This window comes from Planktotalea sp., assembly GCF_039984035.1.
In the GTDB taxonomy this organism is placed as follows: domain Bacteria; phylum Pseudomonadota; class Alphaproteobacteria; order Rhodobacterales; family Rhodobacteraceae; genus Planktotalea.
Map to the genome: position 1 here is coordinate 20,647 of NZ_JBDWVM010000433.1, position 16,323 is coordinate 36,969.

Here is a 16,323-nt window from a genome sequence, read left to right on the forward strand (position 1 = left end):
CTCCATTCAGCGCCCATAACACTTGAGCGCACGACGTACCTTACTGCTGCTCTTTCAGAGCCTCAAGGCATTGGACCCTGCGAAATTGCCGCAATCATGCCCTTTGCATCTGGGCTGGGCGCAATGCGCGCACCGGGGCAAAGGTCTGCTGCAGCTTTAGAAATCGCAATAACGTCCACTTGAAGCCCAAAAGGACCAGCCTTTGCAAACTGCGCGGCGCTGCGCGGTGAGAAAAGGGGAACTATGACCGGCGCTCCCCCTTGTAAAAGGCGCAGCGCCTCATCGTTCAAATCGAGAAGCTTTTGATCATAAGTGATCAATTCTTGAGCATTTACACCACTTTCGCGCAGAGAATCGACTAAATGCCCGCGCGTATGGCGGCCGCGAATATGGACTAAATCGCCTTGCGGTGGGTTCTTTATGATATCTTCGCGCAGATGCTCAACGGTACCGCCACTGACTATTGGGTCAAAACCAATCGTTTGGGCAGCCTGTCCAGTTGCTTTCCCCACGCAAATACAACGCTCGTCTGTAGGCAGTTTAGCGCGCGACCACGCCTCTACACCATTGCGTGAGGTAAAGATCAAAGTCACCGGAAACTTTGGTGCATCAAATTTTAGGAATTCAATTTCCAAAAGCGGCGAAATCACTATGTCCAACGCGCCAAGTGCTTGCTGAACCTGCCGAGCAAACAGATCAGACGCTGCCTGTGGACGCGTCAAAAGCAAAGTTGAGGATTGCGCCATTTCAAAAGGCCGGTGTTGTTTGCGACAGTCGGCGATGTTAGCTGATGGCTAACTTTGTTGCAACGGAAGGTCGCTGACGTGACGCAGCCCATAACGCTCCTTGGTTTAGAAAGCAGTTGCGACGATACCGCAGCCGCAGTTGTGCGGCGTGATGAAACAGGCGCGGTCCAAGTTCTCTCAAATGTCGTCTTCGGCCAAACTGACCTGCACAAGGCTTTTGGCGGTGTCGTTCCCGAAATCGCCGCGCGCGCTCATGCGGAAAAGATCGATCATTGCGTCGAACGGGCGCTCGATGGTGCGTCGCTCAACCTCGCTGAAATGGATGCGATTGCTGTCACTTCTGGTCCCGGCCTAATCGGCGGCGTCATGTCGGGCGTTATGTGTGCCAAGGGTCTATCTGCTGCGACTGGCAAACCACTGCTCGGGGTGAACCACTTGGCAGGGCACGCCCTAACACCGCGCCTGACTGATGGCCTCGTGTATCCCTATTTAATGCTTCTGGTTTCGGGTGGTCATTGCCAGTTTCTGATCGTGCGCAGCGCCACTGAATTTAGCCGTGTTGGTGGAACAATCGACGATGCACCAGGCGAGGCATTCGACAAAACTGCGCGCTTGCTTGGCCTTGCGCAACCGGGTGGTCCCGCTGTGCAGTCAGAAGCAGAACTCGGTGACCCCAAACGTTTCAAATTTCCACGCCCGATGTTGGATCGTGACGGGTGCGATATGTCTTTCTCTGGCCTTAAGACTGCCGTGCTGCGTGCGCGCAATGATGTGATGGTCGACAACACCATCAAACGCCAAGACGTGCGCGATCTATGCGCTGGGTTTCAAGCCGCCGTCGTTGATGTGCTCGCCGAAAAAACGAAACGTGCGCTGACACAATACATGCTCGAAGATCCCAGCATACCCGCCTTAGCTGTTGCCGGCGGTGTTGCGGCGAATACAGCAGTCAGAGCCAAGTTAGAGTCTATTTCGGCAGAACTAGGCGTACAATTTACTGCACCACCTCTCGCCCTGTGCACCGACAACGCCGCGATGATCGCCTATGCGGGTTTGGAGCTGTTTGAAGCAGGTCAACGCGATGATTTGGAGCTAAGCGCACGCCCCCGCTGGCCGCTCGATCGCGCGAGCGCGCCAATGCTCGGAAGTGGCAAGAAGGGTGCAAAAGCATGAGTATTGCAATCGTCGGCGCAGGCGCATTTGGTACAGCCCTTGCTATTTCTCTCGCGAAAGATGGTCAGGACATCACGCTTTGGGCGCGCGATACTGCGCAGGCGGACGCGATGCAAACAACGCGCGTGAATGCCGCAAGATTGCCAAACGCAACATTACCAGAGCACATCACCGTTTCATCCAACATAGACACTATTCAAGGGCATCAGACTGTTCTGCTCGCAGTGCCTGTCCAGAAATTGGCGCATTTCACGGAACAAAATAGGGATGTGCTATCAGGAAAAACTTTGGTCGCTTGCTGCAAGGGAATTGACGCCAAGTCTGGGCTCGGCCCAACGGGTGTATTGCAAAACGCCCTACCAGACGCCAAGACCGCCATCTTAACCGGTCCAAGCTTTGCCCATGATATCGCGATTGGCCTGCCTACTGCGCTTACCCTTGCCTGCGAAGACACTCATTTGGGCACCCAATTACAGCATGACCTCACCACATCAAACCTGCGCCTGTATCGCAGCGACGACGTCATCGGGGCCGAGCTGGGCGGCGCATTAAAAAACGTAATTGCGATTGCTTGTGGCGCAACAATTGGCGCTGGCCTCGGTGAAAGCGCACGCGCGGCTTTGATCACGCGCGGCTTTGCGGAAATGCAGCGCATGGCTACAGCCGTTGGCGCATCTTACGAGACACTCGCAGGGCTGTCAGGTTTTGGCGATTTAACACTCACCTGCGCCTCAGAAGGATCGCGAAACTTCCGCTATGGGCTTTCACTCGGGCGCAATGAGACATTCGATCCCAACATCACTGTTGAAGGTTCAATGACAGCCAAAGCTTGCCTCACGCGCGCGGAAAAACTCAACCTCGACATGCCGATCACGGCCGCAGTTGTTGCCATGATCGACGGAACACTTACGTTAAACGAAGCAATGGATTCGCTGCTCGCGCGTCCGCTCAAGGAGGAAACATGCTGATTGCATTGATGGCGAAAGACAAAGAAGGCGCGCTGCAAACGCGCAAAGATAACCGCGAGGCACATGTGGCCTATCTCAAGGAAACAGGGGTCTCTCAGGCTGGTCCTTTTCTTGATGCAAATGGCGACATGTGTGGATCGCTGATCGTGCTGGATGTCGAAGATATGGCCGCCGCAGAAGCATGGGCCGCGAACGATCCCTATGCAAAGGCTGGCCTGTTTCAGTCCGTTGAATTGATCCAATGGAACAAGGTCATCTGATCATGCGCTATTGGCTTTTCAAATCCGAACCTTCCGTTTGGGGCTGGGATGATCAGGTCGCTAAAGGCGCAGCAGGCGAAGAATGGGATGGCGTGCGCAACTACCAAGCGCGCAATTTCATGCGCGAGATGAAGTTTGGCGATCGCGGTTTCTTTTACCACAGTCAAAAGGAAAAGGCGGTCGTTGGCGTCGTTGAAATCTGCGCCGAGGCCCATCCTGACAGCACCACAGATGACGACCGTTGGGATTGCGTGGACATCAAAGCGGTCAAACCTTTCAAGTCGCCTGTGACGTTAGATATGATCAAAACAGACCCGCAATTGGCCGAGATGATCTTGGTCAAGAATTCGCGCCTATCCGTTCAACCTGTGACTGAAAACGAGTGGAACATCATCTGTTCACTCGGGGGAATTGCTTAATTTTCCATCCCCTCGCATAGTATTGCCATAACAATACGAAGGAGGGTCACATGGAATTAATCAATGTTCTCGTCGCAGCCGCGGTTGGATTCGGCGTTGGTGCCGTTTGGTACGGGGTACTGGCGTCACAATGGATGGAAGTGTCTGGCGTCGCAATTGGCGACGACGGGAAACCAGCAAACAATGCTGATCCAAAGCCCTATATTATGGGTTTCATAGCCATGGTTCTTGTTGCCGGTATGATGCGCCATGTCTTCGCGCTCAGCGGAATTGACACAATGGGCAAGGGCCTTGTCTCGGGTTTCGGCATCGGTCTTTTTCTAGCGGCGCCATGGCTGATGATCTGCTACGGCTTCGCAGGTCGTCCAGGTAAACTACTTCTGATCGATGGCGGATATGCTGCTCTTGGAAGCGCTGCAGTGGGCCTGATCCTGACGGCGTTCTAATGAAGAAAAGTCAGGGGATGCGACAAGAACAGCACGCATCCCCTGTCACCCCGCGAATTGCCTCCCACAGGCACCACACGCGACTTAACTACAGGACCGGCCGTTCTGACCTGACTTAACGCTATGCTATCGTATTCCGTGGAGCAAACGTTAAGAACCTCATATTAAACGCAAATTTGAATGACCCTGCCTCAAAGCTAAAAATCCACACATTCCAAAACGAAAAAGGGCGCCCCGAAAGAGCGCCCGTCGTAATCCATTTAGCTGGCGGTTAGCCGTAAACAGACTCTTTGCCAAAGTGCTTTGTCAGCATGTAGTAAACAACCGCGCGGTATTTGTTGCGCTCGGATTTACCATAGACTTCGATAACCTTGTTGATCGCTTCCATCAGCTCTGGGCCATCCGCGAGTCCAAGTTTCTTGATCAGGAAATTATTACGTACAGTTTCAAGCTCTGCAGGCTGGCTGCCCGCAACGGTGGACGCATCCGCGTTGTAGATCGCTGGACCGCAACCGATCGTGACTTTCGTCAACAGGTCCATGTCTGGCGTCATGCCACATTTATTCTTGAGATCATCTGCATACTGCACGATCAAATCGTCACGTTTTCCCATCAAGTTTCTCCCTATATACGGCAAAACGCCGTTATTGATCTTGTGTGAGTGCCTAAGCCCGACAAATCTTATCGATAATCGGTTTTTTATCAATGGTGATTGTTTAGTGGTTTTTCCCTCTAAGTCGCCACTCTTTAGTCCTTGACGGGTCTTAAGTCTTGCCTGCGCAACTTTTGGCTGATCTGATCGAAGTAGCAGTTCAGAGATCTTTACGATGGGAGCCGAAAGATGAGCGATGCGCGTACAGTTTCATTCACACAGATGAAAGATGGCACTGAGGCTGACTATAAGTTGTTGGAAGAGCTGGAAAAACCTTATCTGTCCTTAACTGCAGACCGCATTCTGGATGAGCTCAGACGCCAAGGCGACGTGTCTTTGGAAGGCTACAAAATCACGCGCCTTGATCACGCGCTACAATCAGCAACGCGCGCGCGACGCGACGGCGCTGACATAGATTGGATCGTCGGTGCTTTACTCCACGACATCGGTGATGGGTTGGCCCCGCAGAACCACGATAGGTTCTCGGCCGAAGTGATCCGCCCGTTCGTACGATGGGATGTAGCTTGGGTGGTTGAACATCACGGCATCTTCCAAATGCTCTATTATGGCCGACACTATGGCTGGGATGAAAACGCGCGCGACGAATACAAGGACCATCCTTGTTTTGATAGCTGCGCCGCCTTTTGCGAACGTTGGGATCAATCATCATTCGATCCGGATTACGAACAAGACACACTCGCCTCGTTCGAGCCGCTTGTGCGAGAAGTCTTTTCGCGCAAAGCTTACGACCCAGACGTCCTAAAGGAAGGGCATGTATCGCCCTTATCCTAACTCTATCGCAAGCCACCTCATTTGAACGAAGGAAGCCACAATGCGACGCAAGGAATACGCCGGAACTGATATCACCATCACCTTTGACATGAAGCGATGCGTGCACGCGCGAAATTGCTTTCTAAAGCTGCCGCAAGTGTTTGACCCCAGCCAACGGCCTTGGGTCCAGCCTAACAATGCACCAGCAGAGGAAATCGCCGCGATGGTGCGCACCTGTCCCTCTGGCGCCTTGGCGTTTCGCAAAGAGGACGCCGATGAAATGATCCCGTCAATCAACCGCATCGCCGTGCTTGAGAATGGCCCACTAGCCGTTGCAGGGGACGTTCAAACCGATGGCGCTGAGAGCGAAGCGCGTCAGACCCTTTGCCGCTGCGGCCTATCCAAGAACAAACCCTATTGCGATCACTCCCACGCGGATGGTGGCTTTGAGGCTACGGGTGAGCCGACCCCAAAGACGCCACCAACCAGCGACGATCGCGGGGGACCTGTAACCGCAAACCGCATTGCAAATGGTCCCTTGAAGGTCACCGGCAATGTTGAACTTATCACTGGAACAGGGCGTAGCATCGCAAAAATGGACAAAGCTTTTCTTTGTCGGTGCGGCGCATCCAAGAACAAGCCGTTCTGTGACGGATCGCATAAAGACGCTGAATTCCTCGATCCAATCGACTAATTCGCTCTAAAAACAGGCGTTTGCGCCCGTTTCCCAAAAAATTCGCCATACGTACACAATCATGCCGCATTCTTTTGCATTGTTTCCCCTCAGCAAACATAAAAAAGCGAGGGGCAGACAATGATCGATTGGATCGTAGCAACATTGCAGGATAGCTGGGTGAACCTAATCAGCGCGATTGGGGCCTTTATGATCCCTGCGTTCTTTTTCATCTGTTTAGGATATGTCGTCAAACGCGGCGAATTCCTGAGTGCATTGAAATCTGCGCTGCCGGAATTCAAGCTCAACGTCAAACTTCAACTTTTCAACATCCTCTTTTCCGCGCCTTTCGTGGCGATCTATGTCACCGCAATTTACAGCTTCATGCTGGAGAACAATCTCCACTTGATCAAGCCGGGATCATGGGATTCCATTCCGCTCGTATTCGTGTTGTTCGTCGCAGTCTTTGTCAGTGATTTCTTTCACTACTGGCGCCACCGCCTTGATCACACGCGTCTGCTTTGGCCGTCACATGCGGTGCACCACTCGGATACACATGTGTCTTGGTTCACCTCTGCGCGTTGGCATCCTATCAACCTTCTGACGATGAAGGGTATCGGCGGCGCAACAATGCTTCTCATGGGGTTTCCACCGGTCGCGATCATCTTCAACTCATTCGTGCGCGCCTACTACGGCTTTTTCATCCACGCGGATGTGCCTTGGACCTACGGCAAATGGGGCAACTACTTTGTGTCCCCTGCGATGCACCGTTGGCATCACTCCGCAGAAGCGAAAGCTTTCGATAAGAACTTCGGTGAATTTTTCTGCATCTTCGACAAGGTCTTTGGCACCTTCTATCTGCCTGGTCCCTGTGATGGCCCGCTTGGTGTTCACCACGAGATGAAATCGACACTGCGCGGTCAGCTAGGGTATGCGTTCACCCCAAAGGCCTATGTGCCTTTCGTGAAGCTGATGAAGCGCAAATTAAAAGCGCTGCGACCCGCAGCAAGCTAAGCCTGCGATGGGTGCGTGGTATCACGCACCCTACGTTTCCCGCGTGCTCCGTAGACCCCCTTTAACGACACGTACCCCAACCACGGTTCTGCAAATGGAAATGATCCGCGTGGGCACGGTTATAGTCAGGTCCCAAAGAGGTTCCAAACCAATCGCATGAAGTATCGCGAACCTCGCGCAGGAACTGCGCTTTGGCATCGTCACCATTCCAGTCTTTGAGCAGTCGAATGCGCGTGCCATCCACCAAATCAAACCCTGAAATATCAATCGCGTCCGCTGTGGAGTGCGTGCTCATCCGATCCGTACCAGCGATCCTGCGACAGTTGTAAGATCCGATGTGGCGTATGATTTTCACATCCGTGCCAAACAGATCACGCGCCACCGGTTGGATGCCATGCTCTTCCCACATCGCCATGCGCAGCGCCGTCGCGCAGGAGGTTTCAAGCGGATCAAGTGCCGCAGTCCCAACGCTGCGCAATGTTACGCGTCCTTCGATCCCACAGTTGTCGTCCACAACTAGATCATCCATTGCGGAAATACGGCCGGCGGCCTGCATGATCTCAACGCACATCTGCGGGTCGCTCGTCGCCCAATCGAGCTTCCATGACGTGATCGGTGTAATGGGATCGCTGACAGCCAAAGGTTCAAACACATTCCAACGCTGTGGAAGCGGCGTATCTGGATGGCGCAGTAAAGCAGAGCCTAAAAAGGCTAAAACCACCAAAAGAAAAAGCGCCACGATCCTTTTCATAGGACCGCAGCGCTTTTCAAAATCTTATCTGCACCGTGCATTAGTAGCGGTAATGCTCTGGTTTGAACGGACCTTCTGGCGTGACGCCAATGTAGGAGGCTTGTTCACCGCTCAGCGTGGAAAGTTTCACACCAATGCGATCAAGGTGCAAACGCGCGACTTTCTCGTCCAGGTGCTTCGGCAGGATGTACACTTCGTTCTTGTATTCATCGCCGCGCAACCAGATTTCCATCTGCGCCAGAACTTGGTTGGTAAAGGACGCGGACATCACAAAGGATGGGTGGCCCGTTGCGTTACCAAGGTTCAGCAAACGACCTTCGGACAGCAGGATCAAACGATGGCCATTTGGCATCTCGATCATGTCGACCTGTTCTTTGATGTTGGTCCATTTGTGGTTCTTGAGCGCGGCAACCTGAATTTCGTTGTCGAAGTGACCGATGTTGCCAACGATCGCCATATCCTTCATCGCGCGCATGTGCTCGATGCGGATCACATCCTTGTTGCCCGTTGTCGTGATGAAGATATCTGCCGTTTCAACAGCGTCTTCAAGCAGAACAACTTCAAAGCCGTCCATCGCCGCCTGAAGTGCGCAGATTGGATCAACTTCTGTCACCTTCACGCGCGCACCAGCGCCGCGCAGGGACGCAGCAGAACCTTTGCCAACATCGCCGTAGCCCATAACAACCGCAACTTTACCGGCCATCATCGTGTCTGTCGCGCGGCGGATGCCGTCAACGAGGCTCTCTTTACAACCGTATTTGTTGTCGAACTTGGACTTTGTGACAGAGTCGTTCACGTTGATCGCAGGGAACGGCAACTGGCCATCGCGCTGCAATTCATAAAGGCGGTGAACACCTGTTGTAGTTTCTTCGGAAACGCCTTTGATGTCCGCTTTGGTTTTTGTGAACCAACCGGGTGTTTCAGCCATACGTTTCTGGATTTGCTTCTTGATGACTTCTTCTTCCTCGGACGTCGGAACAGCTAGAACATCTTCGCCTGCTTCCATACGCGCGCCCAGCAAGATGTAGAGCGTCGCATCGCCGCCATCATCGAGGATCATGTTCGCGCCTTCGGGGAACATGAAGCTCTTGTCGAGGTAATCCCAGTGCTCTTCGAGGCTCTGACCTTTGATCGCGAAAACAGGCGTGCCGCCTGCAGCAATCGCCGCAGCCGCGTGATCTTGGGTAGAGAAGATGTTGCAAGACGCCCAGCGCACATCGGCGCCCAGCTCAACAAGCGTTTCAATGAGAACCGCAGTTTGGATCGTCATGTGCAGCGATCCAGTGATACGCGCACCTTTGAGCGGCTTTTCGGCGCCATACTCTTCACGCAGCGCCATCAGGCCCGGCATCTCTGTTTCGGCGATATCCAGTTCCTTACGACCGAACTCGGCAAGCGCGATGTCTTTTACAATATAGTCGTCGGCCATGGTGCCGCTCTCCTTAATGGGTCTCATTTCTGATGCGCAGTTAACACCACCCAGCAGTTGTTTCAAACATCAAAGACAGCGACATTTAATCCATTCAGCGTTCGCCTGGATAAAAGCCGACCCAGTTTTCATTGCCGGTTTCAATATTTGATGACCGGCTTACAGCCCAGCGCGCGCGGATTGTCTTTGAGTAGTTCAGATATAGAGCCCCATCATGCACAGTCCATGCATCTGGATCGGCAGAAGCAAAATATCCGCGTGACATCGCAAATGCACAGTAACCACCATAGCGCGGCGCATATTTGTCGGGATCGGACTTGAACGTTTCCAGGTTCTCCGCATTTGCGAAATGAAAGGTTGTGCCTTTGTGTTCAGTCGAAAACGCAGCGTTGCCCATCACGGCATCACCACGTGTCAGACCAAAATAAGCAACCACATCTGCGCCACTGGCCGCGATGTTTTCACCGCCAAAGTACCAACGTGGATCGCTAGCCGCGAAAGCAGGCATCGCGATGCTTGAGGCTGCGAGCAAAGTAAATGAGCGACGTGACAGTTTCATGAGCGAGTTTCCTTTCAATCTTTGCGCAAGCTGCGCTAAACCTTTCACTCAAATTAGGAATAGAAGCTCACGGAGTCTCCCCTTGTCACAAAAACGTGCTTGGCAGCGTATGCTTTCGGGTCGAAGGCTCGACCTTTTGGACCCCACACCTGTGGATATTGAGGTCGAAGATATTGCCCACGGATTGGCCTTTGTTGCGCGCTGGAATGGGCAAACTAAAGGGGATTTTGCCTATTCTGTCGCGGAACATTCGCTTTTGGTCGAAGCGCTTTTCGCGCGCATGCAGCCCAGCGCACCCGTCAAATGGCAATTGGCCGCTTTGTTACATGATGCCCCGGAATATGTCATTGGCGACATGATTAGTCCTGTGAAGGCCGCCGTTGGTCCGGGCTATTCAGAGCTGGATGACAGGTTAACGGCTGCGATTCACATTCGATTTGGACTGCCAGCGGCACTGCCTGTTGCTGTCAAAAAACAGATCAAAAAGGCAGATACGATTAGCGCTTGGTTAGAGGCGGTTCAGATTGCAGGATTTACCGCCAAAGAAGCGGATCAACTGTTTGGTAAACCCGATGCGACCCTGATTGATGGATTGACGATCCGCTTGCGGCCCCCTCTTGATGTGCGCAATGATTTTAATGCCCGCCACGCAACTCTTTTGGATCAAATGTAATGAATATCACCATCCGCGCATTCCAAGACACCGACGTTCCTCAAATGACCGAGCTACTGAACGAGATTATCGAAGTTGGCGGAACGACGGCCTATTTGACCCAGCTTTCCGAAGATGAACTGGCCAGCTGGGTTGCGCGCGGCACAGAGCGCGCAGCTTGGAATGTCGCAATAGACGAAACGGATCGGCTGGTCGGGTTCCAGTGGGCAGAGCCCCATGAACTACTTCCACCAGAAGCCGCGAGCATTGCATCTTTTGTACGAATTGGCGTGGTCGGCGCCGGGATCGGCTCAAAGTTATTCGAAGCGACCTCTGCGCAGATGAGAGCGTTTGGTTTTGAATGGATTAACGCGTCAATCCGCTCGGACAACGACAGCGGGCTGCGGTACTACTCAAAGATGGGTTTCAAAGACTGGCAGATCGATCCTGATGCCAAGCTTTCCGATGGTCGCGTGACTGGCAAAACCCACAAGCGTTTCGATCTTTGAGAGAGATTCAACCTGTATCAGGTAAGATGCTGAAAATTATCGACTAAACATAAATCTCTTTAAACTATTTCCACATTCTCGCCCCAATTAACCACCATTGGGAAACAATCGTCGCTGACGTTAGGGAATAAGGATTTAGCTATATGCATTACTCACGTGCCATCCTCATTGCAGGTTTTTCGCTCGGCCTTGCCGGCTGTGTGCAATCCAACCAGGGCGTGATGAGTTCTCGCAGCACTCCAGCCTTTCAAAGCTCTTCCTCTGTGACGTCGGATGAAATGCGCATGGCAGAACAGACCGCCGCACTCAATAGAATGACGCAAGACATCATTCGTAAATCCACAGGCAAAGGCGCTGCAATCGGCGCGATTGCTGGATGTGGGTTGGTCATTCTATCAGCGAGCAACGCGAAAAACTGTGTTGCGGGTGCCTTGACCGGCGGAGCGATTGGCGCGGTCGCTGGTCATGCGTCTGGCAAAAAGCAGGCCGAGAAACGCATCGAACTCGTCTCGCCCAGCGCTTTGGTGCGCTCTCTCGCAAAGGCGGATGACAGCATGGATATCGTAACTCGCGATCTCCCTAATCTTCTCGCGCAACAAGATGCAGAGCTCGCGACATTGAACCATCAGATGGCTTCGGGCCAGATCACCGAAAAACAATTCTCAAAACGGTTTGAAGTGATCAAAGCAAATCGTGCGCAGCTTGCAGAGGCGTTAAGCCTGAGCGCAACACAAGCGAATGTAGCGCACCGCAATCTTCAAAATGCGAAAGCACAGGGTCAAACTGGTCTAGACTGGCATCTGAGCGCAACACAATCACTGGCTCGTGAAGCTACATCTGCGCGATCAGCAATCTCGCTCCTCTAAAAGTGGTATATATTGCAACGCATTAGCGTTGCTTTTTCATCACGCGATTTGAAATCAGAAACAATCCTTAGAGAATTGGAAACGGTTCACATTCTTGCCTCATTTGCGGTGTCTTTCCTTCCTCAACGCCCGATAGAGGCGACTGAGGCATGAGGAAGGTTCAAAATGAACAGAGCAATTTGTGGGATATTCTTGGGGTTTTCTGGTTTGGTGACAGGCTGCACGGGCGTGTCGGAACCAACATTTGCAACGCGCAACGCAGAGGCCAATTTAGAACTCGATCTGCAAAGCGTTGTACGCACGCAATCCAATGAGCTTTTGGCGCTTACACAAGCATTGCAAGCCCATGGCGTTCGCAATTTCAACGCCACCAAAAAGCTTAATCGTGATTTGGACGAAACCGCTGCGCATATGGATCAGCTTCACTTGAATTTGCCTGCGCTTCTCGCATCTCAAGATGTTGAATTGGCAGAATTGCGCGAAACTGCGAACAAAGCTGCGGTCAAAGAACGCGTTCAAGCGATTCAGGCCTACCGAAAAGCGCTACTTGCATCCTTGAACGCAAGTGCCGCGCGCGCAAACGAAACCGCGGAAAAGATGATAGCGGCAGAAACAACTGGGCGCCAAGATCTCAAAGACCCAAGTGTAAATGCACAATACCTCGCGCGTGACTTAGAAGCAGCGCGTACAATGATCGAAATGCAGCTTTGAAGAAGGAAGCAGCCCCTTAACGAGGGCTGCGTTTTGCCAAGATACGCTGAAGCGTGCGACGGTGCATGTTCAAACGACGTGCAGTTTCGCTCACATTGCGATCACACAGCTCATAGACCCGCTGGATATGCTCCCAACGCACGCGATCCGCGCTCATCGGGTTTTCTGGGGGCGGCGGTAGTTCATCATCACCTGCCAACAGGGCGTTGGTCACATCCGTCGCATCCGCAGGTTTGGACAAGTAATCCGTCGCGCCGATCTTGACCGCAGCAACCGCAGTCGCAATAGCGCCATAACCTGTCAGAACAACAATGCGGCTCTCAGGGCGCTTTTCGCGCAGCACTTCGACAACATCCAATCCGTTGCCATCCTCAAGGCGAAGATCAACCACAGCAAAGGCCGTTGGGCGCGCTGTAGCAATCGCTTTGCCCGCCGCGACAGAACCAGCTGTCTCAACTTCGAAGCCACGCTTTTCCATTGCTTTTGCAAGACGGCGCAAAAATGGCTCGTCATCATCAACAATCAAAAGAGACTTATCTTCACCGATATCCCGGAGCGCTTCTGTGTTCACGCGACTGTCTCCCATCTTGCTTGTTTTTAGGACTTTATCTGTCTCATTCGCAGGGGTCAAACCCTAGCGCGATCCGTTTCAATCTCAACTGTTTTCCACAAAACACTGAATAGTCTCTGCCATCTTCTCAGAGGTGGTATCACGGCGGAAAAACTCCATGAAACCGTGCTCTGGCAAAACCAAGTAGGAAAACGTGGAATGATCTACGAGGTAATACTCATCTTCCGCAGGATGCGCTTTGTAGTAAGTGCGATACGCTTGACTCGCGGCTTTGACCTGCTCAGGCGTTCCGGTTAGTCCAACCATCCGTTCATGATGGTTATATGCGAATTCACCAACCACCTCTGGCGTATCGCGTGCGGGATCGATCGAAATAAAGACTGGCGTGATCGACGTACCGTTTTCCTGCAGAATATCAGTCGCTTCCGCATTTCGGGTCACATCCAGCGGGCATACATCCGGACAGAACGTATAGCCAAAGTAAATCAACGTTGGCTCTGTAATCACATCCGCATCTGTTACCTCTGCGCCTGTTTTATCGAGTAGGGTAAATGGCCCACCGATTTGCTCAGCGCCCCCTGCGACCTGACCAACGCGGCATTGCGCAAATTGATCGTCAGGACCGCTACGCAGCGTGACCAGCCAAATAGCAAGCAAAGCAAGGACAACGAGAAGAGTAGCGGAAAGGGCAAGAATTCTGGACATGCTAATAACCTTATAAGGACAGCGCAGTTATTGATTCATATTGCCCGCACCGAGTATCAGGTGAATGTAGTGTTGCAAATCAAACAACGCGTGATCTGATGCGTCATATCGCGCGCATCGCAGGTAAGGGTGAAGACATGAATGATATGAACCTCACGCCGTCCTTCGGTGCACAGCGCCACAACTGGATCAGATTGCGTACAATGATTGTACTGCGATGGGTCGCAATTTTCGGTCAAATCGTAGCGATCATCGTCGCGCAAAAACTCTATCACCTGCGATTAGAGCTCGGGCTTTGCTATCTCGCTATTGGCGCATCAGTTATGAGCAACCTGATTGCTACCTTCGTGTTTCCCGAAAACAAACGGCTGTCAGAACGCGAAAACCTGATGATGGTTATCTTCGATCTTCTGCAACTGTCGTTCTTGTTGTTTTTGACAGGCGGCTTGAACAACCCATTTGCACTCTTGCTTCTAGGTCCAGTGACGATCTCGGCTGCAATCATGTCCCTTCGATCAACGATCTTCTTAGGCATATTCGTCACCATTATCGTTACGATCTTGGCGCAATACCACATGCCCTTGCGCACAGAAGAGGGCTTCATCCTTCGCATTCCGAACCTCTTTATCTTTGGCAACTGGGTCGCCTTCGTGATCGCGCTGTTTTTTCTGAGCGCCTATTCATGGAAAACAACCAACGAAATGCACACCATGTCCGAAGCGCTACAAGCTACGCATATGGCTCTGTCACGCGAGCAAAAACTAACGGATCTTGGTGGCGTGATCGCCGCGGCAGCGCATGAACTTGGAACGCCCCTTGCGACGATCAAGCTCGCCAGCGCGGAGCTGCTAGATGAATTAGAGGATCGCCCGGAACTGGCCGAAGATGCACGATTGATCCGTGAACAAGCAGAGCGATGCCGTGACATTCTGCAATCGATGGGACGAGCAGGTAAGGACGATTTGCATCTGCGCAAAGCCCCCTTGAACGCAGTTCTGGAAGAGGCTGCAGAACCTCACCTCGACAGAGGTACTCTGGTTCACTTTGAACATCAGGGCCTTCTTGATCAGATTGGCGAACAACCCGAAATTCTACGGCGCCCTGAAATTATTCATGGCTTGCGCAATCTGGTCCAGAACGCTGTCGATTTCGCAGATGGGAATGTTTGGGTCGAAAGCAAATGGGATGAATACAACATTTCCGTGCGCATCGTGGATGATGGTGATGGCTATCCTGCCCATCTGATCGGTCGCATTGGCGATCCTTTTATGCGTCAGCGCAAAACCGAAAAAGAACGCAAAGCACGGCCTGAGTATGAGGGCATGGGCCTCGGTCTATTTATTGCGAAAACGCTCCTCGAACGCTCGGGCGCTGAGCTAAGTTTCGCAAACGGGTCCAGTCAAAGTGCCGCGAGCAAAAACGCCAAGCGCGGCGCAATCGTAGCCGTGGTTTGGCCGCGCAAACACATCGATGCTGCGTTTTCTGAAGTCGCCGAAGTGACCGGCGAAAACCAGCGCAACCCTGTCCACTAAACCGTGGTTAAGTATTCGTTAATCTTCTTTGCCCTAGAGTAAGCACGCTGGCTTACAGGGTGAATAATGCTCATGAACTTTACTTGGATCGATCTTGGCGTCGTCGCGCTCACCGCGTTGATAACTATCATTGCCTTGTTTGCTACATCCCGCAAACACAAACGCACACCGAATTTTGCGCACTTGCCCGAAGAGGTTCTCCCTCCTGAAACGACCATTTTTTTGGACTTCAACCTTGAGGGTGAACTCACATGCGCAAATGAAAGCGCTGCGTCCTTGTTAGCGAATTTGGACATTGCTAACCCAAGCTGGAGCGAATTTCGGGAAAGGTTCACTGATCGCTTCAGCAATCTCCCCGTTGATCTATCCAAGAGCAGCGGCCCCACTTTTCAAATCTTCCCCTCCATCTCAATCGCCGATCCGATGGAGCTTGAGCTGGAGCGTCACAGCGACGGCGTTTCAATAAGCTTACGCTGCGCGGAAGATGGCCCTCCGATTTGCACGGGTGAGCTCCATCTCGCTTTTTCCAGCCTGAAAGACCTCAATCTCATTCGGGCCGTTAGCGAACATGCGCCCTATCCTGTTTGGCAATCTTTTTCGGACGGCTCCATCGGTTGGGCGAACGCGCGCTACAGGTCTTTGGATGAAAAGATCGAGCGCCTCCCAGAAGACCCGCACGCACCCCTTTTTCCATTACCCGAGCATCTGCCTGCGACCCAAAAACCTACGCGCCTGTCCGTCAAGGACAAGGGCCATAACCGCACCTACTGGTTTGACATCATACATCACTCGTTCGAGGAAAGCCGTCTCCACTTCGCCATAGATATCCACGCTGTTGTGAATGCTGAGTCAGCGCAACGAAACTTTGTGCAAACCCTGGCCAAAACCTTTGCGCACCTCACAACAGGCTTGGCTA

Annotated in this window: 20 protein-coding genes and 1 pseudogene; 14 read left to right on the top strand and 7 right to left on the bottom strand. The window is 52.5% G+C overall.

Annotated features, from left to right (window positions below; translation table 11 throughout):
- Positions 1–62: 62 nt before the first annotated feature.
- On the bottom strand, positions 63–746 hold the full coding sequence (locus tag ABJQ89_RS19220) for a uroporphyrinogen-III synthase (protein ID WP_348497767.1): 684 nt from the start codon (positions 744–746) through the stop codon (positions 63–65).
- Between the two features lie 78 nt (positions 747–824).
- Here ABJQ89_RS19220 and tsaD point away from each other — a divergent pair, with 78 nt between their 5' ends.
- The 5 genes from tsaD to ABJQ89_RS19245 are packed head-to-tail and all read left to right on the top strand — an operon-like array spanning position 825 to position 4,012.
- Positions 825–1,919 carry a tRNA (adenosine(37)-N6)-threonylcarbamoyltransferase complex transferase subunit TsaD gene (tsaD, locus tag ABJQ89_RS19225; protein WP_348497768.1) on the top strand — a complete coding sequence of 365 codons (1,095 nt, stop codon included), beginning with the start codon at positions 825–827 and terminating at the stop codon, positions 1,917–1,919.
- Positions 1,916–2,887 carry an NAD(P)H-dependent glycerol-3-phosphate dehydrogenase gene (locus tag ABJQ89_RS19230; RefSeq protein WP_348497769.1) on the top strand — a complete coding sequence of 324 codons (972 nt, stop codon included), beginning with the start codon at positions 1,916–1,918 and terminating at the stop codon, positions 2,885–2,887. The genes tsaD and ABJQ89_RS19230 overlap by 4 nt, the downstream gene beginning before the upstream one ends.
- The gene (locus ABJQ89_RS19235) at positions 2,881–3,147 is read left to right on the top strand and encodes a YciI family protein (protein WP_348497770.1); all 267 of its coding nucleotides are present in this window, start codon (positions 2,881–2,883) and stop codon (positions 3,145–3,147) included. Before ABJQ89_RS19230 ends, ABJQ89_RS19235 begins: the two co-directional genes overlap by 7 nt.
- A 2-nt stretch (positions 3,148–3,149) precedes the next feature.
- Positions 3,150–3,566 carry an EVE domain-containing protein gene (locus ABJQ89_RS19240; protein WP_348497771.1) on the top strand — a complete coding sequence of 139 codons (417 nt, stop codon included), beginning with the start codon at positions 3,150–3,152 and terminating at the stop codon, positions 3,564–3,566.
- A gap of 50 nt (positions 3,567–3,616) precedes the next feature.
- Positions 3,617–4,012 carry a DUF1761 domain-containing protein gene (locus ABJQ89_RS19245; protein WP_348497772.1) on the top strand — a complete coding sequence of 132 codons (396 nt, stop codon included), beginning with the start codon at positions 3,617–3,619 and terminating at the stop codon, positions 4,010–4,012.
- Between the two features lie 271 nt (positions 4,013–4,283).
- Here ABJQ89_RS19245 and ABJQ89_RS19250 read toward each other — a convergent pair whose 3' ends face one another.
- Positions 4,284–4,625, bottom strand: a complete 342-nt coding sequence (locus ABJQ89_RS19250) for a DUF2853 family protein (RefSeq protein WP_348497773.1) — start codon at positions 4,623–4,625, stop codon at positions 4,284–4,286.
- Between the two features lie 228 nt (positions 4,626–4,853).
- Between ABJQ89_RS19250 and ABJQ89_RS19255 the strand changes: the two genes are divergently transcribed.
- The 3 genes from ABJQ89_RS19255 to ABJQ89_RS19265 all read left to right on the top strand — a co-directional run bounded on the left by ABJQ89_RS19255 (position 4,854) and on the right by ABJQ89_RS19265 (position 7,122).
- Positions 4,854–5,456: an HD domain-containing protein gene (locus ABJQ89_RS19255; protein ID WP_348497774.1), complete on the top strand. Its 603-nt coding sequence runs from the start codon at positions 4,854–4,856 to the stop codon at positions 5,454–5,456.
- Between the two features lie 40 nt (positions 5,457–5,496).
- Complete coding sequence (locus tag ABJQ89_RS19260) at positions 5,497–6,129, top strand: CDGSH iron-sulfur domain-containing protein (protein WP_348497775.1); 633 nt, start codon at positions 5,497–5,499, stop codon at positions 6,127–6,129.
- 120 nt (positions 6,130–6,249) lie between these two features.
- A complete protein-coding gene (locus tag ABJQ89_RS19265) occupies positions 6,250–7,122 on the top strand; it encodes a sterol desaturase family protein (protein ID WP_348497776.1) in 873 nt (290 codons plus the stop codon).
- 61 nt (positions 7,123–7,183) lie between these two features.
- Here ABJQ89_RS19265 and ABJQ89_RS19270 read toward each other — a convergent pair whose 3' ends face one another.
- From ABJQ89_RS19270 to ABJQ89_RS19280, 3 genes are all read right to left on the bottom strand, one after another.
- Positions 7,184–7,861, bottom strand: a complete 678-nt coding sequence (locus ABJQ89_RS19270; RefSeq protein ID WP_348497777.1) for an extensin family protein — start codon at positions 7,859–7,861, stop codon at positions 7,184–7,186.
- A gap of 52 nt (positions 7,862–7,913) precedes the next feature.
- Positions 7,914–9,302, bottom strand: a complete 1,389-nt coding sequence (gene ahcY / locus ABJQ89_RS19275; RefSeq protein ID WP_348497778.1) for an adenosylhomocysteinase — start codon at positions 9,300–9,302, stop codon at positions 7,914–7,916.
- Positions 9,303–9,396: 94 nt separating this feature from the next.
- Positions 9,397–9,861, bottom strand: coding sequence for a YHS domain-containing (seleno)protein (locus tag ABJQ89_RS19280; protein WP_348497779.1), 465 nt, complete (start codon positions 9,859–9,861; stop codon positions 9,397–9,399).
- 109 nt (positions 9,862–9,970) lie between these two features.
- Here ABJQ89_RS19280 and ABJQ89_RS19285 point away from each other — a divergent pair, with 109 nt between their 5' ends.
- The 4 genes from ABJQ89_RS19285 to ABJQ89_RS19300 all read left to right on the top strand — a co-directional run bounded on the left by ABJQ89_RS19285 (position 9,971) and on the right by ABJQ89_RS19300 (position 12,599).
- Positions 9,971–10,534: an HD family hydrolase gene (locus ABJQ89_RS19285; protein ID WP_348497786.1), complete on the top strand. Its 564-nt coding sequence runs from the start codon at positions 9,971–9,973 to the stop codon at positions 10,532–10,534.
- Positions 10,534–11,022: a GNAT family N-acetyltransferase gene (locus tag ABJQ89_RS19290; protein ID WP_348497780.1), complete on the top strand. Its 489-nt coding sequence runs from the start codon at positions 10,534–10,536 to the stop codon at positions 11,020–11,022. Before ABJQ89_RS19285 ends, ABJQ89_RS19290 begins: the two co-directional genes overlap by 1 nt.
- Positions 11,023–11,165: 143 nt before the next feature.
- Positions 11,166–11,888, top strand: coding sequence for a hypothetical protein (locus ABJQ89_RS19295; RefSeq protein WP_348497781.1), 723 nt, complete (start codon positions 11,166–11,168; stop codon positions 11,886–11,888).
- Between the two features lie 165 nt (positions 11,889–12,053).
- Positions 12,054–12,599, top strand: a complete 546-nt coding sequence (locus ABJQ89_RS19300) for a hypothetical protein (RefSeq protein ID WP_348497782.1) — start codon at positions 12,054–12,056, stop codon at positions 12,597–12,599.
- Positions 12,600–12,615: 16 nt separating this feature from the next.
- Here the strand turns inward: ABJQ89_RS19300 and ABJQ89_RS19305 are convergent, their stop codons facing one another.
- Together ABJQ89_RS19305 and ABJQ89_RS19310 are read right to left on the bottom strand one after the other, a co-directional pair.
- Complete coding sequence (locus ABJQ89_RS19305) at positions 12,616–13,185, bottom strand: ActR/PrrA/RegA family redox response regulator transcription factor (RefSeq protein WP_348497783.1); 570 nt, start codon at positions 13,183–13,185, stop codon at positions 12,616–12,618.
- Between the two features lie 69 nt (positions 13,186–13,254).
- Positions 13,255–13,875: an SCO family protein gene (locus ABJQ89_RS19310; protein ID WP_348497784.1), complete on the bottom strand. Its 621-nt coding sequence runs from the start codon at positions 13,873–13,875 to the stop codon at positions 13,255–13,257.
- A gap of 137 nt (positions 13,876–14,012) precedes the next feature.
- On the opposite strand from ABJQ89_RS19310, the gene ABJQ89_RS19315 reads away from it, so the two are divergent.
- Complete coding sequence (locus ABJQ89_RS19315; protein WP_348497787.1) at positions 14,013–15,407, top strand: ActS/PrrB/RegB family redox-sensitive histidine kinase; 1,395 nt, start codon at positions 14,013–14,015, stop codon at positions 15,405–15,407.
- Positions 15,408–15,695: 288 nt separating this feature from the next.
- Positions 15,696–16,323 (top strand): annotated as a pseudogene (locus ABJQ89_RS19320) (hypothetical protein); the annotation flags it as partial.